The sequence below is a fragment of the Streptomyces typhae genome (genome assembly GCF_009755605.1).
Classification (GTDB): domain Bacteria; phylum Actinomycetota; class Actinomycetes; order Streptomycetales; family Streptomycetaceae; genus Streptomyces; species Streptomyces typhae.
In genome coordinates, this window is the sequence record NZ_WPNZ01000033.1 from 43613 (window position 1) to 69834 (window position 26222).

Below are 26222 nucleotides of genomic sequence, written 5' to 3' on the forward strand. Positions count from 1 at the left end.
GTGCGGGTTACGGGAGTTCGACCACCTGGGACGCGTGCAGCAGGCCCGCTCCGAAGCCGACGAGGAGGGCGCGGCTGCCGGTGGGCAGGGAGTTGAGGGAGAGGACCCGCTCCATGGCCATGGGGATGGAGGCGGCCGAGGTGTTGCCGAGGGTGACGATCTCGCGGGCCACCACCACGTCGTCGGGCAGGCCGAGGTCCTTCACCATGCCGTCGACGATGCGGAGGTTGGCCTGGTGCGGGATGAACGCGTCGAGGTCGGCGGCGGCGAGACCGGCGAGGTCGAGGGCCCTGCGGGCGGTCGCGGGCACGCTGTGCACGGCCCAGCGGAACACCTTGGGCCCGTCCATCCGCATCGTCGGCCACGGGTGCGGGACGTCGCGGACGGCGAGCCAGGACCTCTCGTGCGCGAGCAGACCGGCCTTGCCGCCGTCGGCACCCCACGCGACGGGGCCGATGCCGGGCCGGTCGCAGGCGCCGACGACCACGGCGCCCGCCCCGTCCCCGAACAGGAAGGCCGTGCTCCGGTCGTGCGGGTCGACGATGTCGCTCATGCGCTCCGAGCCGACGACGAGGACGTGGCGCGCGGCCCCGGAGCGCACCAGCGAGTCGGCCACGCCCAGGGTGTAGGAGAAGCCGGCGCAGGCGGCGCCGGTGTCCATGGCGCCGGCGCTCCGCGCGCCGACGAGGTGGGCGACGCGCGGGGCGGCCGGGGGCGACTGCTCCAGGTCGGACATGGAGGCGAGCAGCACCATGTCCACGCTGTCCGCGTCCACCCCGGCGGCGGCGAGGGCCTTCTGGCAGGCTTCGGCGGCCATCGCCACGATCGTCTCGCCGGGGCCCGCGTGGCGGCGGCTCGTGATGCCGGTGCGCCGGGTGATCCACTCCTCGGTGGAGTCGATGGCTCGGGCGATCACGGCGTTCTCCACGACGCGGGTCGGCAGGTAGGAGCCCACTCCGAGGATGCGGGAGCCGGGGCTCGGGTCGGCGACGCGCAGCGGCCGGCTCATGACGCACGCCCCACGGCCGGGCTCAGCGTGCCCCGCAGGTACCGCGTGCGGCAGGCGCGGCGCTGCACCTTGCCGCTGGACGTCTTGGGCAGGGAGCCGCGCCGCACCACGACCACGTCGTCGACGTGCAGGCGCTGCCCGTCGTGCACGGCCTCGCGTATCCGGCGGCCGAACTCCTGCGGGTCCGTGGCGTGCAGGACCCGCCCGTCGGCCTCCACGACGACGACCAGGCGTTCGCTCGTGCCGTCGTCGACGGAGAACGCGGCGGCGCAGTTGGGGCGCAGCAGGGCGTCGGTGCGCTCCACGGCAAGCTCGATGTCCTGGGGGTAGAAGTTGCGGCCCTTGCGGATGATGACGTCCTTGACGCGTCCGGTGACGAACAGCTCGCCGTCGTGCAGGAAGCCCAGGTCGCCGGTGCGCAGGAAGGGGCCCGCCGCCTCGTCGCCGGCGACGCGGGCACCGAACACCTCGGCCGTCGCCGCGGCCTTGCGGTAGTACCCGGCGGCGACGCTGGGCCCGCCGAGCCAGATCTCGCCGACCTCGCGGTCGGCGCGGGGCCGGCCGGTCGCCGGGTCGACGACGCGCACCCGGGCGTCGAGCACCGGCACGCCGGAGCCGACGAGCGGCCTGCCGCCGCTGTGCGGGGCGCGGACGCGCAGGGTGTCCTCGCGCAGCGCCTCGGGGTCGGCCCACACCACGGTGGGCTCGCGGCCCGGCGGGGTGCCGGTGGCCTTGAGGGTGTTCTCGGCGAGGCCGTAGGCGGGGCACATCGCGCGCGGCGCGAAACCGGCGGCGGCGAAGGCGCGGCCGAAGTCCTCGACGACCTGGTGGCGCACCGGTTCGGCGCCGTTGACCGCGACCCGCCAGGACGACAGGTCGAGCCCCGCGGGCACGCCGTGCCGTGCCGCGTCGCGCACACAGGTCTCGTACGCGAAGCTGGGCGCCGCCGAGTGGGTGCCGCGGTACCGGGAGAGCGCCTCAAGCCAGCGCAGCGGGCGGCGGATGAACGCCTCGGGCGCCATCACGTGGGAGGGACGCCCCGTCCACACCGGCAGGACGATGTTGAACAGCATGCCCATGTCGTGGAAGTGCGGCAGCCAGGAGACGAAGACGCCGTCGGGCCCGGTGGGCCAGAGCGCCTCGGTCTCCAGGACGTTGTGCACGAAGTTGGCGTGGGTGACCATCACTCCCTTGGGGCCGCCGGTGGAGCCCGAGGTGTACTGGAGCAGCGCGGTGTCCGCGGGCGTCGGGGCCGGGCCGGGCTCCGGGTCCGGGGCGAGGGGCTGCGGTTCGTCGGTGGCGAGGAGCGTGAGCCCGTCGAGGTGCGGCGATCCGGCGAACCGGGCCAGCAGGTCGTCGCGCACCTCCTTGCAGGTGAGGACGGTCGTGGTACCGGCGTCGTCGGCGATCCCGCGCAGCCGCTCCAGGCCCCGCGCCCGGCTCGGCACCTGGACGGGGGCGGCGGCGCTGCGGGCGTACATGCAGCCGAAGAGGGTCTTCACGAACTCCAGGCCCGCGGGGTAGGCGAGCAGCACGGGGCGGTCCGCGAGGCGGGCGGCGCGCAGGACCGCGGCCCGCTCCCGCGCCGCCTCGTCGAGTCGGCCGTAGGTGAGGGGGGTGCCGGGCTGCTCGCCCGCGGTCAGGAACACGAAGGCGGTCCTGTCGGGCTGCGCGCGGCCGCGCAGTCTCAGCATGTCGGGCAGGGTGCCCGCGGTGAGGTCCCGCGGGTGCGGGCGGACACGGACGGCGATGGTCATCTTGGGTCAGCTCCCCGAGTGGAATGCGAAGGGTGAACGGGCGCGAGTGGGCGGCGCCCCGCGGCGAGGGGCCGTGCGGGCTCCCCGGTCACAGCAGGCCGCGCAGCAGTGCTCCGAAGACGCGGGGGCCGTGCTCGGTGAGCACCGACTCCGCGTGGAACTGGATCGACGCGAAGTGCGGGCCGCGCAGCGCGTACACCTCGTCGCCGTCCGGGTCGCGGCAGACCTCCACGGCCCCGGCGTCCGGTACGTCGACCTTGTCGTGTTCGCTGCGGGCGGTGAACGTGTTGTAGAAGCCGACGCGTTCGAGGTTCCCGAACAGGTCGATGTCCCGCCGCACGCCCTGGTTGGGGGTGGCCCTGCGGACGAGGTCGAGGCCGAGGCGCAGGCTGAGCACCTGGTGGCTGAGGCAGACCGCGAAGAAGGGGCGGCCCTCGTCGAGGAGGGCGCCGACGAGGGAGTGCAGGTGCGCGATGCGCGGGTCACCGGTGTCGCGCGGATCGCCGGGTCCCGGGCCGAGGACGACCAGGTCGCTGCCCGCCGGATCGTACGGCTCGTCGAAGCGGCGCACCGTCACGTCGAGGCCGAGTGCGGCGAGTTGGCGGCACATCATGGCCGTGAAGGTGTCCTCGGCGTCCACCATGAGGACCCGGCGCCCCGCCAGTGCGGGATCGGCGGCGCGGGATCGGCGGCGCGGGTCGGCGAACCAGAAGCGTGCCAGGGAGTCGTTGCGGCGCTCCAGGCGGCGGCGTACGTCCGGGTGGGCGTCGAAGCCGCCGGGTGGGCGCGCGGTGTGCGCGGCGGGGGCCGTGCCGGTACCGCGCAGGGCGCCGAGCAGCCCCTCGGCCTTCGCCGCGGTCTCGGCGACCTCCGACCGGGGGTCGGAGTGGCGTACGAGGGTGGCGCCGACGCCGATGCGCAGCCGGCCCCGGGCATCGATGTCGGCGGTGCGGATGAGGATCGCCGAGTCCAGGGCGTGGCCGCCCCCGGCGTCGCGGCCGAGGAGTCCGATCACGCCGCTGTAGTAGCCGCGGCCCTCGGTCTCGTACCGGTCGATGACGCGGCAGGCGCTCTCCAGCGGGCTGCCGGTGACGGTGGGCGCGAACATCGTCTCGCGCAGGACGGTGCGCGGGTCCTGGGTGCTGTGGCCCGTGAGGACGTACTCGGTGTGCGCGAGCCGGGCCATCTCCTTGAGCCGCGGGCCGACGACACGGCCCCCGTCGGCGCAGATCCGGGCCATCATCTTGAGCTCTTCGTCGACGACCATGTACAGCTCGTCGGCCTCCTTGCGGTCGGCCAGGAAGTCGAGGACCCCGGTGCGGGTGGGGCCGCCGGGCGGATAGCGGTAGGTGCCGCTGATGGGGTTCATCACGGCGGTGCCGCCGTCCAGGCTGACGTGCCGCTCCGGCGTGGCGCCGACGAGGGTGCGCTGCCCGGTGTGCACGAGGAAGGTCCAGTAGGCGCCCGACTCGTTCTCCACCAGGCGGCGGAAGATGCCGAGTGCGGTGTGCGGGGTGTAGTCGCCGACGTCCGCCACGAAGGAGCGTTTGATCACGAAGTTGGCGCCCTGCCCCTGGCCGATCTCGTCCGTCACGATGCGGCGCACGAGGTCGGCGTAGGCGTCGTCGGAGGTGTCGAAGTGCCCGCCGGACAGCTCGACCGGCCGCCGGGGCAGCCGGGCCAGCGCCTCGGCGAGCGGGAGCGACTCCTGCCGCTCGGCGCCGAGCGCGACCAGCGGGGCGCCGTCGTCGGCGCAGGCGAAGCCCCGTTCGGCGAGTTGCCGGTAGGGCACGAGGATGAGCGTGTCGTGGCGCGGCCCCGCGTCCGGACCTGCGGCGGCACCGGGCTCGGGCAGCGGCAGCTCGGCGAGCGAGCCGGGGGTGCTCACCGGTCCGGCGAGCACCTCCAGGCGGCCGGGTGCCCGCTCGGGGCGGTGCAGGAGGGCGAACGCGGGGGTGCGCAGGGCCAGGACGTCGTCGAGGAGCGGCCCCGGCGCGTGGGCGGCGCCGCTCATACGACGGCCCACCGCGGCTGGCCGGCCGTCCGGGGCCGGTGCCCGGCCGCGTACCCGGCGTACTCCAGGTGCTCGACGAGGGTGTCGGTGTCGGCGACGACCGCGCACCGGCCCGCCGCGTACTCCAGGGCGAGGGCGTGGTGGGCGGGGCTGAAGTCGGCGACGGCGTCCGCGGCGAGGAAGGTCTCGATGTCGTGCGAGAACGCGTCGACGGCCGTCATCAGGACCCCGACGTGCGCGTACACCCCGCAGACGACGAGCTGGTCGCGCCCGGCCTCGCGCATCCGGCCGAGCAGGCCCGAGTCGTGGAAGGCGCTGTAGCGCCACTTGGTCAGGCGCCAGTCGCCGTCGGCGGGGGCGAGATCGTCGACGATCCGCCGGTCGGCGGGCTCCGCCCGCATGCCGGGGCCCCACAGGTCCTTGAGCAGTCCGCGCTGCGCGTCCGTCATCGAGCCGGGCTGCGCGGTGTACGCCACGGGCACGCCGAGGGCGGCGCAGTGCTCGCGCAGCCGCGCGGCGTTGCGCACCAGCGCGTCCCGCGGGCGCGCGGGCAGGGGGCGCAGGAAGTAGCGCTGCATGTCGTGGACGAGGAGCACCGCGCGGCGCGGGTCGGGCGTCCAGCGGGCCACGCCGACCGGCAGGTCGGCCGTGGCCGGGGGGTCGTAGGGCTCGATGGCGGGAATCCCGTCCGTGAATCTCATGACTGCCTCCCCAGGGCGTGTGTCGGAGGGGTCCGGTCGGCTGTGCGTGGGCTGGGCGCCTGCCGTCGGCGGGTGCTGCCTGCCGTGCGTCGGCGGGTGGCGCCTGCGGTGTGCCTGCGGTGTCAGGCACCGAGTCCGGCTCCGCCGTCCACGGTCAGTTCGTGCAGGGTGATGTGGGCCGCGCGGTCCGACAGCAGGAAGTCGACGGCGTCGGCGACGTGTTCGGGGCGCCCGATCCGGCCCAGCGGGATGCCGACGCGGAACGCCTCGGGGCGGCCCTCGACGGTGCCCCTGGGGCCGGACTCGTCGGTCCACATGGACGTGAGCATGGGGGTGTCGGTGGAGCCGGGGGCCACGATGTTGCAGCGCACCCCGTAGCGGGCGACTTCGAGCCCCAGGCTCTTGGTGAACATGACCGCCGCGGCCTTGGAGGCGGCGTACGCGGCCATCTCGGTGCGGGGGGTGCCTGCCGCGTTGGACGCGACGGTGACGATGGCGCCCCGGCCGCGCCCCGTCATGCGCCGGACCGCGGCGCGGGACATCAGGAACACGCCGGTGGCGTTGACGGCGAACGTGTCGTGCCAGTCCGCCTCGCGGTAGCCGCTGACCTCGCCGACGCGCAGCACTCCGGCGGCGTTGACGAGGTACTCCACCGGTCCGAGGGCGCGTTCGACGGCCTCGACCACGTCGTCGGCGGCGGCGCCGCTCGTGACGTCGGCCGCGAACGCCGACACGGCGAGCCCGTCGGCGGTCAGCTTCTCCACCGTCTCGGTGAGCCGTCCGGCGTCCTTGTCGACGGCGGCCACCGTCAGACCGCGGGCCGCGAGGGTGCGGGCGACCTGGACACCGATGCCGCCGGCGGCGCCGGTCACGATCGCGGTGGGGGCGCCCACGGGGCCACCGGGGGCACCGGGGGCGCTGGGGTTTGTGAGGTTCATGGGGAGGTTCCTCTCGTCGTCGGCTCTCAGCCCGTCCACACGGACAGCACGTCGACCGCCTGCCGCGGGGTGAGCCGCGGGTCGCAGAACGTCGTGTACTTGTCGCCGACATGGCCGATGCCGCGGGCGTCGGCGACGCACTCGGTCACTTCGTCGGGGGTCGTCTCCAGGTGGACGCCGCCCGCGACCCCGCCCGCGCCGCGCACCGCCTCCTGGAAGGCGACGAGTTCACGCTGGATGGTGTCCACGAACCGGGTCTTGAGGCCGTCGGCCGCGGTGACGGTGTTGCCGTGCATGGGGTCGCTCAGCCAGATCACCGGATGCCCGGCGGCGCGCACGGCGGCCACCAGCGGGGGCAGCAGCTCGGCCGTCAGGTCGGCGCCCATCCTGGCGATGAGCGTGAGGCGTCCGCGCCTGCGCTCGGGGTCGAGCACCGCGCACAGGCGCAGGAGTTCATCGGGTGTCATGCTCGGGCCGACCTTGCAGGCGACCGGGTTGCTCACCAGGGAGAGCAGCGTCACATGGGCGCCGTCGACCTGACGGGTGCGCTCGCCGACCCACGGCCAGTGGGTGGACGTGAGGACGAGGTGTCCGCCCGGGTCGCGGCGCAGCAGCGGCAGTTCGTAGTCGAGGAGCAGCGCCTCGTGGCTGGTCCACACCGGTGAGTCGATGCGCATGCGCTCCGCGGGCAGATACCAGTCGAGGCTGTTCACGGCGGAGCGTGCGGCCTGGTAGCACATCAGGATGCGGCGCGGGTCGGGGCGGCGGCGGTCCTCGTCGGGCTCGGGCCCGTTGACCATGTGCCCCCGGTAGACGGGCAGTTCACGCCCGCCGACCTGCTCGGTGTCGCGGGAGCGGGGCTTGGCGAACTGTCCCGCGATGCGGCCGACCCTGAGGACCGGGCGGCGGCTCGCCATCCGCATGGTGCCGGCGAGCAGGTCGAGGACCGCCGCCTTGGCGGCGACGGTGCCGCCGGAGCACTCGGCGGGGTCCTCGGCGCAGTCCCCGGCCTGGATCACATGGGCCTCGCCGGCCGCGACCTGGGCGAGTTGCCCGCACAGCACGCGGACGTCCGCGGCGTTGACCACGGCGGGACGGTCGGCCAGGTCGTCCGTCACCCGGCGCAGTGCGGCCGTGTCGTCCCACTGGGGCTGCTGGCGGGCCGGACGCGAGCGGATGAGGCGCGGAACGTTGTCCACAGATTTCTCCCTTGAGAGGCGCGGGTGGGCCGGGGGGGGGGGGGAAGGGGCTCGGGGGATGCGGTGGGGGCCGCCGGGCGGGTCAGGGGCGCAGGCAGCGGCCCGGCCCGTCCCAGAAGCCCAGCTGGCGGAGTTTGGGGGTGCGGCCGAGCCGAGCCGTCCCGGGGCCGCCGAGGATCAGGGTGGTGGGCTCCTCCGGCGCGAAGACGGGCCAGGCCGGTGCGTGCGGGCTGCTCGGTACGGCGCCGTGGACGAAGGAGGACACGAGGTCGACGAAGGTGTCGGAGAGCAAGCGCTCGGCCGGCCCGTCCCCGAACTGGGCGGCGTGCAGCGGGTGGCCGTGGGTGCCGAAGAGGAACTTGGACGTGGCGTCGTGCGGGGTGCCGTGGTGCGGCGGCCGCACGGGGTGCGCGAACTCCATGACGTACTGGGGCGTGCGGCCTTCGCGGGCGTGCCGCTCGGCCTGGCGCACGACGGGGTGGCGGAACAGGGCGTCGCCCCAGACCTCGGTCCACAGGGCACGCGGGTCGTCGGGCAGGCCCTCGTCGGCGGCGGCCCGCCGGTAGGCGCGGACGCAGTCGGCGGCGAGGCCGTCGGGCACCCGGGCGGCGCACTTCAGGAGCACGTCGTGGACGGCGGCGAGCAGTTCGGCACCGTCGGTGGGGGCGGGCGGCGCGGGCGGGAAGGACGGCGAGAGGGGGTCGGTGAAGAAGGAGCCCTCGGTGTGGTTGTGGACGCTCATCACCGGCACCGCGGGCACCGGCAGGTCCTCGGTGTACGCCGGGACGGTGCGGCCGTCCCGTACGGGACCGCGGTACTCGCGGCCGCTGGCGACCGCCCGCAGCGTCGGCGGCGCGGCGAAGAAGTCGAGCCAGGCCCGGTGCACGCGGGCGGCGGGCACCTCGCGCAGGCCGGTGACGCTCGTGCCGCACTCCTTGGCGAGCGCCTCGTACACGGCTGTGGCGTCGTCGGGGGTGAGCGAGCAGGCCGGTGCCCGTGTCGACGGCGCGCTGATGGTGATCAGCCGTGCGAACAGTCCCCGCGCGGCGGGCAGCAGGGCGAGCTGCCGGGCCGTGGCGCCGCCCGCGGACGTGCCGCAGAGGGTGACGGCGTCCGGGTCGCCGCCGAAGGAGGCGGCGTTCTCCCGCACCCAGCGCAGCAGGGCGAGCTGGTCCTGGAGGCCCCAGTTGGCGCACGTCCCGGTCTCCGGGTCGGTGAGGTCCTCGTGCAGGCCCCAGCCGAACGCGCCGAGGCGGTAGTTGAAGTTGACGACGACGAGGTCGCCGCGGGCGGCGGGCCTGGCCCCGTCGAAGGTGGGCGCGCTGCCCGCGCCGACGTGCCAGCCACCGCCGTGGAAATAGACGAGCACCGGGCGGCGGCCCGAGAGGGCGGGCGTCCAGACGTTGGCGTACAGCGCGTCCTCCGCGCTGCCGGGGACGGCCGACTGCACGAAGGCGGGCCCGTACCGGGTGGCGTCGCGCACCCCCGGCCAGGGCCGCGGCGGGCGCGGCGAGGCGAAGCGCAGCGGGCCCGTGGGCGGCTCGGCGTAGGGGATGCCGCGGAACACGGCCAGGGTGCGGCCCTGCTGCGTCTCCCGGGTGCCGCGCAGGTCACCGGACGGGGTGCGGGCCACTGGGGCGGGATGGCTCATCGCGAGAGCAGCTCCTTGGCAGAGGGTGCGGGGGCCGACATCGCGTCGGCGGGCCACGAGTCGCTGGCCGATCCTGCGTCCCCGACGACGGGCCGACCAATGCGCCCGCGCACATTCCGTCAAGTGCCGGGGAAATCCGTCAGGTCACCGGCGCGACCTGACGGAGTGCGCGGTCGGCCGTTGCCCGGCGGCCCGCGCCATTCGAGTATCCGGCGCATGGCTATGGAAAATGGCGCCCTCAAGTGGGAAACCGCGACCCCCGGCCCCGGATGGGGCGGTGACCTCCTGGATCTCGACGCCTATCTGCGGCGCATCGGATATGGCGGGCCCCGCAGGGCAACCGTGGAAACACTGTTCGACCTGCACCGCCTGCACAAGGCGGCCATCCCTTTCGAAAACGTGGACGTCGCCCTTGAGCGAGGCGTTTCTCTCCACCTCGACGACATACAGCGGAAATTGGTGGAGGCGGGCCGCGGCGGATACTGCTTCGAGCACAATCTGCTCTTCGCGGCCGTCCTCGAACGCCTCGGATTCCCGGTGACCCGGCTCCTGGCACGCGTGCGCCTCGGCCGCCGGCAGGTCCGCTACCGCGCCCACACCGTCCTCGCGGTCGGCGCGGGCTACGAACTGTGGCTCGCCGACGCGGGCTTCGGCGCCGAGGGCCTCATCGAGCCCGTTCCGCTGTACTCCGGGAGCGTCGCGAAGGCGGGCGTCTGGAGCTGGCGGGTGCTGCGCGAGGAGGACCAGTGGGTGCTGCAGACCCTGCGCGACGGTGACTGGTTCGACCTGTACGCGTTCCGCGTGGAGCAGCACTTCCCGGCCGACTTCGAGGTGTCCAACCACTACACGGCGCACCACGACCGCTCCGCGTTCACCGGCAAGGTGGTCGCGATGCGCGGCACCGAGGACGTCCAGCAGACGCTGGTAGACCACCGGCTGACGACCCGTCACCCCGGTGACGTCCTCGAGCGGACCGACCTGACCGCCGACGAGGTGGTGGACCTCCTTCGCGGCACCTTCGCCGTGCGGCTGCCGGAACGGGACGCGCGGCTGCTGCGCCGCCGCCTGTCGGCGCCGACACGCCCGTCGCCCTCGCACTCCCCCCTCCAGGAGGCATGATGCTGCTCCATCTCCCGGCCAGCAGGCGCCCGCTGCGTCTCGGCACGATCCCCGAGGAGGCCGCGGCCCGGCACCCCGACACCCCCCTCGTCCTGGACCACGACATGGACGCGGCACCCGCGGCCGGACGCGAGCTGACCGTGGCCGGGCTCGCCGACCTCGTCGACGACATGGCCGCCAGGCTGTGGGCGGCCGGGGTGCGGGCGGGCGAGCATCTGGCGCTGTACAAGGCACACAACTTCGACATCTATGTACTGGCGTGCGCGGCGTCCCGCGTCGGCGCGGTCCCGGTGCTGCTCTCCCCCGCCCTGGACGGCCCCACCGTGGGCGCGCTCCTCGACCGCCTGGAGCGGCCGCACCTGCTCACCGACGAGGGCAAGCTCACCGCCGAGCTGGCGGGCCTCGACCTGGCCGAGGCCGCCGCGACGGTCGTGGTGCCGTCCGGTGACCGCCCCGGCACGGTGTCCCTGGAGTCCCTCGCGGGCGCGCCGCGCCGGGCCCCGGTGCTCCTGGACGGCCACCACCCGGCCCTGATGACGCACACCTCGGGCACCACCGGCGTCCCCAAGCTCGTCGTCCACACGGCGCTCTCGCTGCGCGGCCGCTACCGCCCGCAGGACTACCTGGTCGGCCTGATCCGCCGCCGCGAGACCTACGCCGTCCACGTGTCGTTCGTGCACTCGCGGATGTACATGGCCCTCGCGGTGATGCTGGAACGCGGCATGCCCGTCGTGGTCATCGACCACGGCGCGCCCGACGAGGTCGCCCCGCTGCTCGCCCGCACCCGGCCGGGCATCGTCGAGACGCACCCCAACTCCTACGTGGAGTGGGCGGATCTCGTGGACCACCCGCTGCGCCCGCTCGCCAACGTCAAGTACTTCAGCGGGACGTTCGACGCGATCCACCCGCCCACCATCCACAAGCTGCTCAGCGGGTCCCGGCGCACCAACCCGCTCTTCTTCCAGTTCTACGGGCAGAGCGAGTGCGGCCCCCTGGTGGCCCGCTGGTACACGAAGAAGAACGCCCACTCCGCCAACGGCCGCTGCCTCGGCTACCCGCTGCCCGGCATGACCCACGTACGGGTGGTCCCGCGCGAGGGCCGCCGCCCCACCAAGCGGTCCCCCGGCCACATCGAGGTCCGCAGCGACGGCCGCGCCGTCACCTACTACGCGGAGGACGAGCGCTACCGGCAGGAGCTGAACGGCAAGTGGTGGCGCACGGGTGACGTGGGCTACCGCGACCGCCTCGGCCGGGTGCACGTGCTCGACCGCGCGGTGGACGTCATCCCCAGCGTGGACAGCACCCTGGAGGTGGAGGACACCGTGCTCGGCCGCCTGGACGAACTCCTTGAGCTGGTCCTCGTACCGGGCCCCGACAAGGAGCCCCTGCCCGTGGTGTGCACCAAGGACAACGCGCCGCTCGACCCGGTCCGCTGGCGCCGGGCGGTCCTCGACTTCCCCCAGCTCGCCGCCCCGATCCAGCTGCCGCTGTCCGAACTGCCGCGCACGGCGACCATGAAGGTGCAGCGCATCGAGCTGACCCGGCGTCTGCACGAACGCCTGGAGCGGACCGGATGAGCGGGGCTGCGAACGGAGGGGCGGACCGCGGGGCGAACGGAGGGATGGGCCGTGGGGCGAACGGAGGGATGGACCGCGGGGCGAACGGGGGGACGAGCCCCGGGGCGGCGGCCGGGAGGGTGAGCGGAGGGGCTACGGACGGGGTCGGGGCTACGGACGGGGTCGGGGCCACCGACGTCCTGGTCGTGGGCGCGGGCCCGACGGGCCTGTTCACGGCGTGCGAGCTGCTGCGGCGGGGCGTCGGCGTGCGGCTGATCGACCGGGCCGCGGCCCCCTCCACCACGCCGAAGGCGCTGGCCCTGTGGCCGCGCGCCCTCGACCTGCTCGACGACCTGGGCGTGGGCCCCGCCCTGCGCGCGGCCGCCGTGCCCATCGCGGGCTTCAGCTACTTCTCCGGCGGCGCCCCCCTCGCCCGGTTCACCATCCCGCCGGAGTTGCGCCCCGTACATCTGCCGCAGTACGAGACCGAGCGGCTGCTCACCGAGCGACTGCACGAGCTGGGCGGGAAGATCGAGCGCGGGGTGCGCCTGCTCGCCTTCGACGACCTCGACCACAGCGGGCGTGTCGACGCCACCGACGGGGTCACCGCCGTCGTGGAGCACGGCGACGCCGGGGTGCGGCGCGTCCGTGCGTCGTTCGTCGTCGGCGCCGACGGCGCGGGCAGCGCGGTGCGCGGCGCGCTCGGCGCGGGATTCCAGGGCAGCACCTACCCGCTGTCGTTCGCGCTCGTCGACGCCCGCGTCGAGGGCGACCTGCCGCCGGACCAGCTCCTCTACTACCAGGCCGCGTCCGGCACCCTGATGATCGCCCCGCTGCCGGACGGCGTGTTCCGGATCCTCGCCGTCATGCCGCAGGACGCGGGTACGGTCACGGCGCCGATGATGCAAAGCCTCCTCGACGAGCGCGGTCCCGGCGGGGTGACCCTCACCGAGACTGTCTGGCGGACGGTCTACCGCGTGCACGCGCGTACGGCGACCGACTACCAGCGCGGCCGGGTGTTCCTGGCCGGGGACAGCGCGCACGTGCACAGCCCCGCCGGCGGCCAGGGCATGAACAACGGCCTCCAGGACGGCGCCAACCTGGCGTGGAAACTGGCCGCCGTGCTCGGCGGTGCCGCACCCGCCTCGCTGCTCGACGACTACACCGCGGAGCGGTCCGAGGCCACGGACCGCATCGTCGCCGACACCGACCGGCAGACCCGGGCCTGGATGGCGCACACCAGGACGCGCGTCGCGGTACGGGACGCGGCGTTCCGGGCGGCCGACCGGACCGGGCTCGTGCCCGGACAGGTCTTCCCCGTCATGGCGGGCCGCAGGGTCCGCTACACCCCCCGCCGCCCCACCCAGGAACCCTCCGGCCGCACCCGCTGCAGCCTGCTGCGCCGCGTCCCCGGGCGGCTGCGCACGGGCATGGTCTTCCCCCGTGAACTGGCCGTGCGCCACGGGATGACGGGCGGCCCCGACGCCCCCGCGGGCTGGACCGTCGCGGTCCTCACGAGACACCCGTACGGCGACTTCCCCGATTTGGTCACCCGGACCCTGCGGCCCTGGCCCGCCGTACGCCGCGTCCTGCTGCACCCGTCCGAGGCGGTACCCCTCACCGGCTGCGCCACGACCGGCTTCTACCTGGTCAGACCGGACGGGCACATCGCGGCGCACGGGCACGCGGAGGATCTGGAGCGGTTGCGTACGGAGCTGGGGCGGGTGCTGCTGCCGCAGGGCTGAGCGGGAAGGGCCAAGGCCCGGCACACGGGGACGGCACCCTCGCCGCGTGCGAGGGTGCCGTCCCCGTATGCGGGGCGTTTCCCGGCCTCACGGACACCCGGACACCTGGACACCCGGACACCCGGAGGCCGGACACCCGGACTACTCGTCCCGTAATGCCTCGATCACGGGCGCGAACTCCTCCATGAACGGCTCCAGGACGGTGAGGTACGAGAATCCGTACCGCTCGCGCTGCGCCCGCACCTGGGCGACGATCTGCTCCACGGTGCCGACGAGGGCGATGGGCATGACGAGGGCCTGCTCCATGGTGAGCTCGGGCAGCCGGTCGACCAGCGGCTGGAGGGCGCGCTCCCGGTCCTCGGTGACGGCGACCACCTGGATGAGCACGTTCAGCTCGGCGGGCTCGGCACGGCCCGACGCGAACTTCTCGTACCGGATGACGCGCTCGTCGACCTCGGCGGGAGTGAGCGGCATCAGCTGTCCGCTTCTGGACCCCGGCACGGGCCGGCGGCAGATGAACGAGGCGATGTCGGCGTGCTCGGCGGTCAGTTCGAGCATCCGATCGCCGTTGCCGCCGATCAGGAGCGGCACCCGGGGCTGCGCGGGCCGCGGCAGCTGCTCCGGGGACCCGAGCAGCCGCTCCAGCTCGGCCACCGTGCGCCGCAGCTGGTCCACGCGCTCGCGCGGCGACCCGTAGGGCAGCCCCGCCCTGTCGTGCTCCGCCTGGACGTACCCGGTACCGAGCCCGAGTTCGAGCCGCCCCGAGGCCAGCGCGTCCGTCGTCGCGACATCACGGGCGAGCAGCGCCGGATTCCAGAAGCCCGCGTTGAGCACGTACGTACCGAGCCGGGGCCGCTCGGTCGCCTCGGCGGCGGCGACGAGGGCGGGGAAGGGAGCGATCATCCCGAGGTGGTCGGGTACGAGGATCACGTCGTACCCGAGATCCTCGGCCCGGCGGCACTTGGCACGCCACTCCCCTGCGGACGAGGGGGTGAGCAGGTCGACCCCGAAACGGAACGGGCGCGGCATGAACTCTCCTCGGGGGTGCGGGCGGATGGTGCGGTGCCGTCATTGCACCACCGGCGCGGCGAGGACCGGGGAAACCGGCACGTGATCCGTCAACACGCCCGAGTGTGGCCGCCCGGGGCCCATGGGGAAGGTACCGGTGGGGCTACTCCATCCACCCCGGCTTGATCATCCCGCTCTCGTACGCCAGGATCACGAGCTGCGTGCGGTCGCGGACGTCGAGCTTGCTCATGATGCGGCTGACATGGGTCTTGGCGGTATAGGGACTGAGCACCAGCCGCTCGGCGATCTCATCATTGGTCAGCCCCGCCCCCACGAGCCGGGTGACCTCGAACTCACGCTCGGTGAGGGCGTTGAGGCGGGGGCTCACCTCCGGCTGGACCACGCGTCCGGCGAACTCCGCGATGAGCCTGCGGGTCACGGCGGGGGCGATCAGGGCGTCGCCGCGGGCGCACACGCGGATGCCGTGCAGCAGCTCCATGGGCTCGGTGTCCTTGACGAGAAACCCCGAGGCACCCGCCCGCAGGGCCCCGTAAACATAGTCATCCACGTCGAAGGTGGTGAGGATGACGACCCGGACCTGGGAGAGCCGCTCGTCGGAGACGATCCGCCCGGTGGCGGCGAGCCCGTCCTCCTCCGGCATCCGGATGTCCATGAGCACCACGTCCGGCAACAGCTCCCGGGCCATCCGTACGGCCTCGGTCCCGGTGGCCGCCTCGCCGACGACCTTGATGTCGTCCTCGTCGTCGATGATGGAACGGAATCCGGCCCGGACGAGCTTCTGGTCGTCGGCGAGCAGCACTCTGATGGGGGGCGGCGGGGTCGGGTTAGTCATGGCGCAACCTTAAACCGGCCGCCTGGAGCGGAAGTTGTGCGCACCGACTACGAACGGCGGTCGCCAGCAGACAAGTTGTTCCCGTCACACGGGTTCACACGGGCGGGCGGACGTTGTCACTCATCGCTCCCGCGACGAGTCCACCACCTCCACCGCACCAGCCCCAGCCCCATCCCCAGCTCCAGCCCCAGCAGCCCCGTCGAGCTGACGGCGGCTGTCCACGCGGTCGCCCTCATCACCCGCGGAGAACGGCAGAACAGCGGAGACACAGAACCCTTCCCCGGTGTCACGCGCGGTGAGTTCACCACCGAGGGCGCGGGCGCGCTCCGTCATACCGGCGATGCCACTGCCTTGAGTGCCGCCGACGCCCGCGACCCCTTGCCCATCGTCCTCGACCCGAACACGCAACTCACCGGCCCCATAACGCACTTCGATGGTCACACTGGTGGCCTGGGCGTGCCGGGTGATGTTGGTGAGGGACTCCTGGACGATGCGGTAGGCGGCGAGGGAGATCTTCGGGGGCAGCACGGGCAGGTCGCCGTGCGTGCGGACCCGCACGTCGAGCCCGGTGGCGGAGGCCCGGTCGGCGAGCTCGGAGAGCCGGTCGAGCCCGGCGGTGGGGGCGGTGGGGGCGGCTTCGTCGACCTGACGCAGCACGCCGAGGGTGCCGCGCAGCTCGCGGAGGGCCTCCTTGCTGGTGTCGCGGACGAACTCCAGGGCGGCGATCAGCTCGGTGGTCTGGCCGGGCCGCCGGGTGCTGCGGTGCAGGGCGGCGGTGGTCTGCACGTTGATGAGGGAGATGTTGTGCCCGAGGACGTCGTGCAACTCGCGGGCGATGCGCAGCCGTTCCTCGGTGGCGGACTGCCGGGCCCGCACGTCGCGCTCACGCTCCGCGGCGAGCGCGCGCTGCTCGGCCTCGGCCTGGTAGGCCTGCCGGGCACGCATGGCGTGGCTGAAGGCGACAACGCTCAGGAACCAGCCGCTGAGCAGGGCGATGGACATGTTGTCGACGTTGCGCTTCTGCTCGGAGACGCTGAACTCGCCGTAGGCGATGACGAGCATGATGAGGACGGCGAGCGCGACGACGGCGGTCAACTGCCCCGAGCGGGCGACGGCGTAGAGGGCGACCATGAACACCAGGGCCGGGGTGGGCCCGTTGATCCCGCTGGTCTGGTAGTAGACCAGCGTCACACCGAGCGCGAGCACGGCAACGGCGACCGGCCACCGCGCCCGAAACCCGAGCCCCAGCCACCCCACCCCGGCGGACACACACCCGACAACCGCCGCGACCGCACCCCCCGCCGTACTCCCGAACACCACAACGGCCAACTCGACCAGCAGGAAGGCCCCGACGAGGCCCATGGTGCGGTCGATGCGGAAGGACGGGGCGAGGGTGGTGGCTAAGGAGGGCATGCCCCTCAGGGTACGAGGTGCTGCCCGCCGCGATCGGCCGGTCACCGATCGAACGTCGTGCCCGCCAGAGGCCGCAGGAACCGGCTGGGCCGACCGTTCCACGTGATGGTGAGGGCGTCGCGGGCCCTGGTGGCGGCGACGAACAAGAGAGAGCGTGCCCGCTGCAGTTCGCGTCGGTGACGGAGCTTGTCGGTCCGCTCCCAGACATCCACCGCTGCGCGAGGCACCAGACCTTCTGAGACACCAGCAATGATCATGCAACGATACTCGAGCCCTTTGAAGCGGTACATGGTGCCCACATGGACGCCCTCCGCTCTCCGCGCCACATCACCCGTGATCTTCGTGGCCATGATTCCGTGGCGGCTGAGCCGCGCCACCACCTCGTCGGCCTTCTCGTTCGTCGGGACACAGACAGCGACGGACTCGCGCGGGACGTCGTGCCACGCCCGCACCTGATCCAACACGAGGTCGAGTTCGTTGTCCCAGGTGTTCGCGCTCCGCAGGGAGGGGCGCCCGCCGTGCAGCACCGAGCGGTATCCGGCGAGATCGTCGGTACCGCCGTCCAGGTCGTCGAAGTCCGTGCCTTCGAGGATGCCGATCGCCGTCCCCAGGATTTCGCGTGTGGTGCGGTAGCTGAGCGTCAGTCTGGCCGAGCGGCCACGGATGTTGATGCCCAGGCTGCCCAGGGTGACCTGGTTGTCGTAGATCCTCTGATGTGTGTCGCCCACCAGGAAGATGTCGTCGGGCTCCCGGGGCACCATCGCCCGCAGCATCTTCCAGTGCGCCGCGCTGAGGTCCTGGGCCTCGTCCACGACGATGTGCCGGTAGCGGTACCGCAGCCAGGCTCCGGTACCCGACTCCGCGTGGATGTTGCCCGGTCCGCCGCGTTCCTCCTCCTGGCGGCGGCGCGCCTCGATCCTCTCCTGTCGGATCAGCTCCAACTGCGCCGCCCGCTCGGCGACCTGCCGGTGGGTCTCCAGCCCTTTGACGTCGAGTCGCTGGGTGAAACGTTCGGCGAGCTGCCAGATCTCCGCCCGGTCGGGCCGGGTGACACTGCGGCCCCGCCCGGCCCGCCGGGCCTTGAAGTAGTCGGCGCGCGATGCCACGGCCTGGCCGAGGATCACCTGGTTCCACTCGTCGCAGAGAAACTCGGCGTCCCAGCGGCTCCCCCCCGCCTCCACCAGGAGCTGACGCCACTCGCGCAGGGCCTGTGCGTCGTCGATCCTGCGCTTGGCGTTCCCCGGGTCGGCCTCGCTGACCACGCGCGTCGCCAGCTGATCCACATGCACGATGTCGACCCGGTCGAGCGTCTCCGACCCTCCCAGTGACAGCAGGCGGGAGCGCAGATCGGCGGCGAGGTTCTTGTTGAAGGTGGTGAAGAGGACCGGCTTGTTGTGGCCGGGGGGCAGCTGGTCCACAAGGTGCTTGACGCGGTGCAGGGCGACGATCGTCTTCCCCGTGCCAGGGCCGCCCCCCACCCTCGCGGGGCCGGAGTACCGCTTCCGCACCAGCCGCTCCTGGGTCGGGTGCAGGAATACCTTCCACCGACCGAAGTCGCCCTCCTCGATGATGCTCCGCAGCGACTCGTCATCGGTGATCACTACGGCTTGCGAGCGGTCGGCCGCCGCTCGCCAGTCCTCGCCGCCGACGCCCGCGGACCGTCCCCCGGCGACGTCCCCGACCGGCCCGGCCTCCGCGGCCGGTGCGGCGCCCGCGACCGGCGCGCTGACCGCGACCGGTGCCGTGACCTCGTCCATGACCTGCTGGTACGGGACTCCGTCGCGGAGCCGCAGCAGGACCTCCCCCGTGTGGCGCGGAGCGTACTCGGCGAGCCCGAGCAGTTCGTCGTCCGTCGTGAGCTTGAGCGCGATCGGGATCAACGGTTCGGCGACGCCCAGGTCGGCGAGCTGCTCAGCGGTGTAGTCGGCGAACAGCGGAGCCTCGGAGGCGTGGTCCGAAGCCGGGGCCGCGGCGGCCTCCGCACGCGTCGCCGGGACGTCCGCACGCGCTACCGGGCCTACTCCACCCAGGACGTCGTCCTCCACCACTTGAAGGTCCACGTACTCGATCGCGCCCGTGACCTGGTTGATGCCGTAGGCCAGCCGGTCGAGGTTGCGGTGCACGTGACCGCGGTGCTTGACCGACACCAGCAGCCAGTCGTTGCCACCGAGGTTCACCAGCAGGGCCCGGTACTCACGGTTGACGCGCGCGGACCACAGCCGCTCGTGCCCCTTGAGCTGCTTGAGGTGGAACCCCGGCGCCCCGGGGTTCTTGCGGAACTCGTGCTGGAATGTGTAGACCGCCCCGACGATCGCCCGGTCCAGCTTGACGATCTCCTTGTCCGCCTTGTCGAGCAGTCGGAGGGTCGCGCCCGCGGTCGGCGCGCCGGTGCTGGTCATCGGTCGTGCTCCTCGTCGTCGTTCCTGTCCGGGTGGCCGTCCGTTCCGGCGGACCCCGGCGTGTCGTCCGTCTCCGCGGCCCGGGTCAGGGCAGCCACGAGTTCCTGGGCGTCCCACCGCACCGCGGTCCGGACGGTCCAGCCGGCCGCCGCGTACGCGTGGTCGCGGTCACGGGCTTCGGCGAGCGCTGCTTCGTCGTCCGAGTCGGCTGCCAGCACGACACCGATGCGGTGGGCGGGCCAGGCCAGCTCGGCGGGCCACGCGGCGTCCCCAAGCTCGAATCCGGCGACAGGAGCGGGCGCCCCGGACCGCACCAGCACCTCGACCAGCTCAGCGAGACCGGGCTCCTCCACCAGGTAGTCGACGATCTCGTCCCAGGCGGGATCGCGCACGGCCCCGGTGACCGAAACCGTCGGCAGTGGAGCCTCGACATCCAGAGACGTCTCGATGGCGGGCGCACCCGCTCCGCTGCCTCCGGCGCCGCTCTCCGGGCCCGCCGGTCCGGACCGCCGCTCCTGCCGACGGGACTCCAGCCATCCAGCACCGCCCGTCACGGCCAGTTCGACCGGATCGAAACCCGGCACCTGGCTGGCCGCCAGCTGTACACCGTCACCCTCACCCTCGTTGAGGAACTGAAGCAGATTGGTCCAGTACAGCCAGGCCTGCCAGCGCCTTCGATGGGCGTTCTCGTCACGGTCCAGTGTCCGAGGGCTGTCGTCGAGGACGGTCAGAGCGGTCCACACCGCACCCGCTTGCCCCTTGCGCAGATCGAGAGCGACCGTCAGGGGGCAGCCGCTGCCGTCCTGGGTGGCCATGACCTGGACGGCTCCCTTGCCACCCGCGAGCCGCTTGCCTTCCAGCGCTTCGGCGATGCGTTGCCCGATCTCGGGGCCGTCCGCCAGGGCACGGCTGGTCGCGGAGACCGCGGCGAAGCCCGCCAGCGCACTCTGCGTACGCCGCCGCCACACCTCGTGGTCCGGGCTCGTCAGGTAGCCGATCAGCGTCCTGACCGGGTTGTTCCATACGAAGCGTTGGAGGTCCCGCGGGTCGTCGCCGTGGAGTCTGCGGTGGATGTCGGACGCGGTCTTCTGCGCGGTGTGCTGGTACGGCAGCCACACAGGGTCGGCGGGAGGCTTGGTGTCGCCCGCCCAGGCGCGTACGTCGTCCCAGGTCAGCTGGAAGACCTGCCAGCCGTGTCCACTGCGCAGCCGGGTCCGTCTGGCCGCGTCGGAGGCGATCCGGTTGTGGCCGGGACTCGCGTGGTAGCGGTAGCCGTCGAGGTAGACGGCGACCCGCTTCCGGTCGTCGTCCAGGCTGCGGAAGACGACGTCGGGGACGGTGAAGCCGAGGTCGGTCTGCGTCTCCATGCGCCAGCCGCTGACCGTGCCGTCGGGGGCGGTGAACCGCAGGGTCGTGTCACGTTCGCCGTCCGGTGTCAGCGCGGTGCGCACGCTCACGTCGTCGTCGTCCTCCGCCCAGGCGAGCAGCTCTCGGCGGAACAGCGCTTCCAACTCGCTCTCGACCTGCTGGACGAGGCTGATCTCCGCGGTCGTCGCGGCCTCCTCGACGGCCCAGGCGTCGCCGGTGCGGCCGAGGAGTTCGCCGAGCATGTCGAGGGCGTGGGCACGCGAGACAAGATCGTACTCACTGTCGCTGACGTGCCGCAGCAGGCAGCGGTGACAGGCGGGCCGCTCCTCGCCGACGCACGGGCAGCGCTCGACGACGTGACGGGCCGCGGTCAGCACGTCGTGCAGCCCGTCGGGACCCGCGAGCCGGTGGAGATAGCCGGTGCCTCCGGGCAGGGAGTCGTACAGGACGAGGAAGTTTCTGCGGCCGTCGCTGCCGGGCTCGGGCATCGAGTCGGCGACCACGGCCAGGTGGTCGGGGTCACCGCCGTAACTCCGGGCGATGCCCGCCAGGAGCAGTGCCTTGAAGGTGGCCAAACGCTCCTCGGTGTGGGCGGTGACGGCGGGGATGAGGATGCGCAGTGCCTCGCTGTGCAGCTCATGGGCGAGCAGCAGCTTCACGCCCTGGTGGGCGGCGTTCGTCTCGCCGAGCCCGTCACGGAGCCGGGGGCACCAGGGGCGGTGGAACTTGGCGGCGCGTGTGCCGCCGAACGCGTCCTGCTGTCCGCCGCGTGCGGCGGCCGGTCCGCCGTCGGGGTCGGCGAATCCGCAGGCGTCGCAGACCCAGAAGGGGTTGAGGCGCACCTGGCGTCCCGCGAAGGTGTCCTCCGCCCCGGTGTCGACACGGGACGCGCCCACGTTGATGTGCCGGATCACGGCACGTCGGGTGAACTCCCAGCCGAAGGTTGCCGACTTGTGCCTCCACCCGGCCTCGATCCGGTCCTGTGCGATGTCCACGGCGGGAACGACGGTGTAGTGGCGCCGCTCCCGCTCGTCGCTGTCGTCCCGCACCCGGCTGTCGTCCCGCTGGTCGCGGGCCAGCACGCGTTGGGGCACGAGGACCTTGTACAGGCAGCCGATGTCGCCGATGGCCGGGGACAGGCACCGCGGGCAGGCGGTGGCGTCATGTTCCGCCTGCTGCGTACGGACATGCCCGCATTCGGGGCAGACGCGCCACCACAGCCATGCCGGGCGCCTGGGGCTGCCGATGTCGAGTCCGGTGACGCGGTGCTTGTAGCCCTGTACGTAATAGTGGTTGCCCGGTGCGAAGTCGGTGAGTGCCAGGCGGGCCGACCGGTCGTATCTGAGCACCTTGCTGTGGTGCTCGGCCTTTCCGTCCTTGCCGTCGTTGCCGTCCTCCCGCCAGGTGAGGGTGGCTTCGAGTTCGGTCGTCGAGTCGACGAGGCTGTAGTTGGGCAGCAGGCCGAGGTCGACGAGGGCTCCGTGTGCGGTGCTGCGGCTGATCTCGCCGGCGTGGCGGGCCACGGCGCGCCGTTCGGCCCGCAGTTCCCTGCCCTGCCGTTCGTGGTCCGGGTCGCCGGTCACCAGCGCGTGCAGGGCCCCGTCGATCGACGCGATCCGGTGCTGCATCTCTCCGCGCCGGTCCTCCCACTGGACGCGGGCCTCGCGCAGGGCGTCGGCGAGCCCCCCGGAGGCGTAGGCGCGCAGTTCCTCGGCGGCCTGCGGGCTGACGCCCGTGCCTTTCGCCTCGTCGTACGGCGGGAACAGCAGCAGGAACGCGTCGGCCAGGCGGGAGCCCTCTCCCACGACGGCCTGCTGGAGTTCGGACAGCCACCCCGACGTGCCGAACAGGTCGGTGGCAAGGCGCGGCATCGGTGCGAGCACGTCCCCGTCGCCGCCCGGTGCGCGCAGGCGTCCGGCGCCGGCCAGGTCGAGGAGGTGCGCGAGGTACTGGCGCCGCAGGATCTCACTCGCGGAGAGGAAGCAGCCGGGCGGCTGGATGTCCCCGGCGATCATCTGCCGGGGATCGTCCAGGTAGTAGCGGTCCCGGGGGCCGCGGTCGACCATGGTCAGCAGATAGGCGTTGCCGGTGGCACGGCCCGCCCGCCCCACCCGCTGCACATAGTTGGCGGGTCCCTTGGGCAGCGAGGCGAGGACCACGGCCGACAGGTCGCCGATGTCGATGCCGAGTTCCAGCGTCGGAGTGCAGGACAGCACCTGCGGGTTGGCGTAGTGGACCTGGACGCCCTCTCGGAAGGCCTTCTCCACCGCTTCGCGCCTGGGGCGGCTGAGGGTGCCGGTGTGCTCCGCCGTGTTGATGGTGAAGACACCCGCGTCGCGGTACATCCGCCGGTAGAAGTCCTGGGTGTAGTCCCGGCGCCGTACGCCGCTCTCCAGGTCCCGGCCGACGCGCAGCAGTCCGCCGCAGCGGTAGCGGGGGCAGGGCTGCCGGTGCCACTGGTCGGCCAGGGCGGGGTGGACGGTCTGTTCCCAGGAACAGACCGGGCAGTGCGCGGAGGCGTCGGCGACACAGTCGTCGGCGAGCTTGCGGACGTGTACGTGGCCCGGCTGGAGGCCGTAGACACGGGTCACCCCGTCCTTGGTCGTACGGGCCGACAGCACGCCCGCGTCGACGAGCGCGGGCAGCAGCCTGACGAGGAACGCGTTGGCGGCGTCGGGCCGCAGGCCGAGGCTGCGCCGGGTCCAGTCCTGGTACCAGCCGAGGCGGCCGGTGGCCACGTCGAAGTCGTCGCTGCCCTGCTTCGGGCTGCCGAGCAGGAACGCGGGGGCGGACATGCCGGGCGGGAACGCGGGCATCCCGGTCCTGCGTCCGCCCCAGACGAGCCAGCGCCGCACGCCCGCCTCGTTCAGCCAGCCGTCGAGCCAGGCGTGCCGGATGGCGCCGCGTGTGCGCAGCCGTTCGAGCAGGCCGCGCACGTGGCCGAGCCACCGGTCGGGGCCGGGAACGGAGCCGTCGGGCAGGGCGACGTCCCCCGGGGTGGTGTGCAGGAGTTCCCGGACGATCTCGGTGACCGCGTCCGGGTCCTGGAGCGGGACGTCCGCGGCGACGGTGCGGGTCAGCTCCAGGGTGCGGCCCTGCCGGGACCGCAGCCCGAACTCCAGGACCGCCGCGAAGGCGAGGCGCTGGGCGATCAGCTGCCAGGTGGCACGGGAGCCCTGGCTGCGCCCGGACAGGAGGGTGTCGACGCCGCGTACGACATGCAGGTCGGGGGGGATCACCGCGGCCTGGACGGCTCTGCTGTCCACCACGTCCTCGATGAGGTCGGCGGCCAGGTCGTTCAGGGCGACCGGTTCGTCCTCGTCGATGCGGCTGGCGAGCAGGGAGCGCAGCGAGAAGGTGTACGAGCGGTTGGCGACGTATCCGGCGCGGTGGGCGGCGTCCTGGACCGAGTCGTTGAAGAGGAGGGTCTTGTCCTCTCTCAGGTCCTTGTCGAGTTCACCGCCCGTGAAGAGCTGGGTGATGGAGGCGGCGGCGAGCGCGGCGAGGCCCGTACCGAGGTAACGGATGGCGTTGTTCGTGCGGCAGGCCGGGCACTGGTCGCCGCGTGCCGCCCGGTCGTCGCCGAGGTCCGCCCAGACGTATGCCGCGTCTTGCAGGGGCTTGGCCAGGTGGGGTCCTTCGCCGTCGCGGGGCGGGTCGAAGTCCGTCTCGCGTGACAGCGGCCGCACCCGGCCCAGTTGCCCGTCGAGTACGAGCACGGTCGGCCCGCCGCGCTGCTTCTCGGCGACGAACGCCGCCTCGTACGCCTGCTGCGGAGTCGCCGCGATCATGTTGCGGACGCGGCTCTTGTCCCGGCCGACGGACGCGCGTCGGATCTTGGTGGCGTTCATGTCCAGCTCCGCCGGGTCGGCCTCCGGGGAGAGCGCGGCCCAGCCGGAGCGGCCGCACTCCCGGCAGAAGACGGCGGGCAGGAACACCTGCGCGGGTGGCGGCGCGCTATCGATCGCGGGCGCGGCGGCGTGCTCCGGATCGTCGTCGGAGGCGGTGGGGCCGCTCTCGCCACGGCTTGACGTACGCGTGGCGATCCTGCCGTGCGGGTTGACCCGCTCGTCGTCCCAGCGGAACTCGGCCCGTGCCGCGCTGATGCCGCGCAGCACCCGGGAGACGGAGCGCACCCAGTGGTGCACCTCGATCGACAGCAGCGGGCGGGTGGGGTGCTCGGGGTCGCGGGCCGTCGAGAGGAGGGCGACGTAGCGGGCGAGAGCCTGGGCGGCGACGGCCGGCGTCTGCTGGACGGCCGTGCCCCAGTGGTAGGCGTAGCGCGGCAGGACGTCCATGATCTCGGCCATGGTGCGTGGGTGCCCGTCGAGGATCTCCAGGACGGCGGCGGTCAGCCGGTGGCGGCGCAGATGTCTGCCGAGTTGCACCGCGTCAAGGCCGCTCTTACCGGTGAAGGCGGCGGCGAGCTGGTCCAGTGCTTCGGGGGCACCCGTCGGATCGTCGAGGGCCACCACCTCGTGGGGGGCGGGGAAGGGCAGCCTGAAGTCGCTGTTTCCCGCGAAGTCCTGGGCGCTGCGCCGGTCCTCGCCCACGACGGCGTCCGGCGGGAAGGGCACGCCGAACACCTGCTCCGCCACGTCCAGCATCGACCCGCCCGCGACGCCCGGGGCGTTCTCGCCCAGCGTCGCCGAGGTGGCGACGGGACAGACCGGGCCGAGCGGGCGCCCCGGCTCGTGCAGACCGCTGACGGCGCCGAGCCTGCGCAGCAGCATGGCCACGTCGGTGCCCTGGGCCCCGTCGTAGGTGTGGAACTCGTCCAGGACGACGAAGGCGAGCGCGGAGCCGCCCGGCTCCTGCCACAGCCGCTGGTCCTCGGGGCGCTGGAGCATCAGGTCCAGCATCTTGTAGTTGGTGATGAGGATGTCGGGCCGGGTGCGCCGGATCTCGTCCCGGTCGACGGTGATCCGCGGGTTGGCCTGCTTGAACTCCTTGGACGCCTTGTCGCCGATGTAGAGCGCGGCCTGCACCCCCGCGTCCCTGAGCCGCGCATCGCGCGGGTTGGCGAGGTAGTTGTTGATCCGCTGGGCCTGGTCGGTGGCGAGCGCGTTCATCGGGTAGAGCAGGACGGCCTTGACGCCCTCCCGGCCCCGCTCGCGCTCCCGGCGGCAGTGGTCGAGGAGCGGCACGAGGAACGACTCGGTCTTGCCGGAGCCGGTGCCGGTGGTCACCAGGGTGGGGCGGGCGGGGCCGTGCAGGGTGGAGAGGCGTTCCCAGGCCCGCTCCTGGTGGCGGTGCGGGTGGAAGCCTCGGGGCCACCAGGTGAGGTGCCGCTGCCAGTCGTCGTTCTCCGCCGGGCGGAAGGGGGTGCGGATGCGCAGGTAGGGGCCGCGGAAGATGCCGTCGTCGGCGTCGCCGAGAAACTGTTCCAGGGCGCTGCGGGTGCTCTCGTCCGCCAGCGCGTACGTCGTCGACAGGTACTGGCTCAGGCTGTCGCGTACCTGCTCGGCGGCGAGGGTCGGTCGCACGCGTGC

At 73.1% G+C, this 26222-nt stretch carries 15 protein-coding genes; 3 read left to right on the forward strand and 12 right to left on the reverse strand.

The genetic code is table 11. The annotated features are described in order from the left end of the window. Nucleotides 1-7: 7 nt before the first annotated feature. The 7 genes from GPA10_RS38340 to GPA10_RS38370 all read right to left on the reverse strand — a co-directional run bounded on the left by GPA10_RS38340 (nucleotide 8) and on the right by GPA10_RS38370 (nucleotide 9269). Nucleotides 8-1009, reverse strand: coding sequence for a beta-ketoacyl-ACP synthase 3 (locus tag GPA10_RS38340; RefSeq protein ID WP_157169459.1), 1002 nt, complete (start codon nucleotides 1007-1009; stop codon nucleotides 8-10). Then, the gene (locus GPA10_RS38345; RefSeq protein WP_246260497.1) at nucleotides 1006-2766 is read right to left on the reverse strand and encodes a fatty acyl-AMP ligase; all 1761 of its coding nucleotides are present in this window, start codon (nucleotides 2764-2766) and stop codon (nucleotides 1006-1008) included. Before GPA10_RS38345 ends, GPA10_RS38340 begins: the two co-directional genes overlap by 4 nt. Nucleotides 2767-2854: 88 nt before the next feature. Beyond that, nucleotides 2855-4780 (reverse strand): anthranilate synthase family protein, encoded by a 1926-nt coding sequence (locus GPA10_RS38350; RefSeq protein WP_157169460.1) that lies wholly within the window; start codon nucleotides 4778-4780, stop codon nucleotides 2855-2857. Then, nucleotides 4777-5481 carry an isochorismatase family protein gene (locus GPA10_RS38355; RefSeq protein WP_157169461.1) on the reverse strand — a complete coding sequence of 235 codons (705 nt, stop codon included), beginning with the start codon at nucleotides 5479-5481 and terminating at the stop codon, nucleotides 4777-4779. Before GPA10_RS38355 ends, GPA10_RS38350 begins: the two co-directional genes overlap by 4 nt. 122 nt (nucleotides 5482-5603) lie before the next feature. Further along, nucleotides 5604-6419: a 2,3-dihydro-2,3-dihydroxybenzoate dehydrogenase gene (locus GPA10_RS38360; RefSeq protein ID WP_157169462.1), complete on the reverse strand. Its 816-nt coding sequence runs from the start codon at nucleotides 6417-6419 to the stop codon at nucleotides 5604-5606. Nucleotides 6420-6445: 26 nt separating this feature from the next. Further along, nucleotides 6446-7618 carry a 3-deoxy-7-phosphoheptulonate synthase gene (locus GPA10_RS38365; protein ID WP_343041789.1) on the reverse strand — a complete coding sequence of 391 codons (1173 nt, stop codon included), beginning with the start codon at nucleotides 7616-7618 and terminating at the stop codon, nucleotides 6446-6448. An 82-nt stretch (nucleotides 7619-7700) separates the two neighbouring features. Continuing rightward, a complete protein-coding gene (locus tag GPA10_RS38370) occupies nucleotides 7701-9269 on the reverse strand; it encodes a carboxylesterase/lipase family protein (protein WP_058845468.1) in 1569 nt (522 codons plus the stop codon). Nucleotides 9270-9485: 216 nt separating this feature from the next. Between GPA10_RS38370 and GPA10_RS38375 the strand changes: the two genes are divergently transcribed. The 3 genes from GPA10_RS38375 (at nucleotide 9486) to GPA10_RS38385 (ending at nucleotide 13689) form a co-directional block, all read left to right on the forward strand. Beyond that, nucleotides 9486-10388 (forward strand): arylamine N-acetyltransferase family protein, encoded by a 903-nt coding sequence (locus GPA10_RS38375; protein WP_246260499.1) that lies wholly within the window; start codon nucleotides 9486-9488, stop codon nucleotides 10386-10388. Then, nucleotides 10388-11965, forward strand: coding sequence for a class I adenylate-forming enzyme family protein (locus GPA10_RS38380; RefSeq protein WP_157169483.1), 1578 nt, complete (start codon nucleotides 10388-10390; stop codon nucleotides 11963-11965). The genes GPA10_RS38375 and GPA10_RS38380 overlap by 1 nt, the downstream gene beginning before the upstream one ends. Nucleotides 11966-12084: 119 nt before the next feature. Continuing rightward, nucleotides 12085-13689, forward strand: a complete 1605-nt coding sequence (locus GPA10_RS38385) for an FAD-dependent monooxygenase (RefSeq protein WP_343041790.1) — start codon at nucleotides 12085-12087, stop codon at nucleotides 13687-13689. A 141-nt stretch (nucleotides 13690-13830) separates the two neighbouring features. On the opposite strand, the gene GPA10_RS38390 is transcribed toward GPA10_RS38385, so the two are convergent. The 5 genes from GPA10_RS38390 to GPA10_RS38410 all read right to left on the reverse strand — a co-directional run bounded on the left by GPA10_RS38390 (nucleotide 13831) and on the right by GPA10_RS38410 (nucleotide 26216). After that, a complete protein-coding gene (locus tag GPA10_RS38390) occupies nucleotides 13831-14718 on the reverse strand; it encodes an LLM class F420-dependent oxidoreductase (protein WP_157169464.1) in 888 nt (295 codons plus the stop codon). Between the two features lie 142 nt (nucleotides 14719-14860). Next, nucleotides 14861-15550 carry a response regulator transcription factor gene (locus tag GPA10_RS38395; RefSeq protein ID WP_058845463.1) on the reverse strand — a complete coding sequence of 230 codons (690 nt, stop codon included), beginning with the start codon at nucleotides 15548-15550 and terminating at the stop codon, nucleotides 14861-14863. A 120-nt stretch (nucleotides 15551-15670) separates the two neighbouring features. Then, a complete protein-coding gene (locus GPA10_RS38400) occupies nucleotides 15671-16963 on the reverse strand; it encodes a sensor histidine kinase (RefSeq protein WP_157169465.1) in 1293 nt (430 codons plus the stop codon). Between the two features lie 41 nt (nucleotides 16964-17004). Then, nucleotides 17005-19362: a UvrD-helicase domain-containing protein gene (locus GPA10_RS38405; RefSeq protein ID WP_157169466.1), complete on the reverse strand. Its 2358-nt coding sequence runs from the start codon at nucleotides 19360-19362 to the stop codon at nucleotides 17005-17007. Then, the gene (locus tag GPA10_RS38410; protein ID WP_343041792.1) at nucleotides 19359-26216 is read right to left on the reverse strand and encodes a DEAD/DEAH box helicase; all 6858 of its coding nucleotides are present in this window, start codon (nucleotides 26214-26216) and stop codon (nucleotides 19359-19361) included. The genes GPA10_RS38405 and GPA10_RS38410 overlap by 4 nt, the downstream gene beginning before the upstream one ends. Nucleotides 26217-26222: the final 6 nt, after the last annotated feature.

What these genes read in the sequence shown, in the direction of transcription:
- GPA10_RS38395 (WP_058845463.1), bottom strand. Translation starts at nt 15,550, where the DNA reads ATGACTAACCCGACCCCGCCGCCCCCCATCAGAGTGCTGCTCGCCGAC.
- GPA10_RS38390 (WP_157169464.1), bottom strand. Translation starts at nt 14,718, where the DNA reads ATGCCGCGCCCGTTCCGTTTCGGGGTCGACCTGCTCACCCCCTCGTCC.
- GPA10_RS38355 (WP_157169461.1), bottom strand. Translation starts at nt 5,481, where the DNA reads ATGAGATTCACGGACGGGATTCCCGCCATCGAGCCCTACGACCCCCCG.
- GPA10_RS38405 (WP_157169466.1), bottom strand. Translation starts at nt 19,362, where the DNA reads ATGACCAGCACCGGCGCGCCGACCGCGGGCGCGACCCTCCGACTGCTC.
- GPA10_RS38360 (WP_157169462.1), bottom strand. Translation starts at nt 6,419, where the DNA reads ATGAACCTCACAAACCCCAGCGCCCCCGGTGCCCCCGGTGGCCCCGTG.
- GPA10_RS38375 (WP_246260499.1), top strand. Translation starts at nt 9,486, where the DNA reads ATGGCTATGGAAAATGGCGCCCTCAAGTGGGAAACCGCGACCCCCGGC.
- GPA10_RS38350 (WP_157169460.1), bottom strand. Translation starts at nt 4,780, where the DNA reads ATGAGCGGCGCCGCCCACGCGCCGGGGCCGCTCCTCGACGACGTCCTG.
- GPA10_RS38370 (WP_058845468.1), bottom strand. Translation starts at nt 9,269, where the DNA reads ATGAGCCATCCCGCCCCAGTGGCCCGCACCCCGTCCGGTGACCTGCGC.
- GPA10_RS38345 (WP_246260497.1), bottom strand. Translation starts at nt 2,766, where the DNA reads ATGACCATCGCCGTCCGTGTCCGCCCGCACCCGCGGGACCTCACCGCG.
- GPA10_RS38400 (WP_157169465.1), bottom strand. Translation starts at nt 16,963, where the DNA reads ATGCCCTCCTTAGCCACCACCCTCGCCCCGTCCTTCCGCATCGACCGC.
- GPA10_RS38340 (WP_157169459.1), bottom strand. Translation starts at nt 1,009, where the DNA reads ATGAGCCGGCCGCTGCGCGTCGCCGACCCGAGCCCCGGCTCCCGCATC.
- GPA10_RS38380 (WP_157169483.1), top strand. Translation starts at nt 10,388, where the DNA reads ATGCTGCTCCATCTCCCGGCCAGCAGGCGCCCGCTGCGTCTCGGCACG.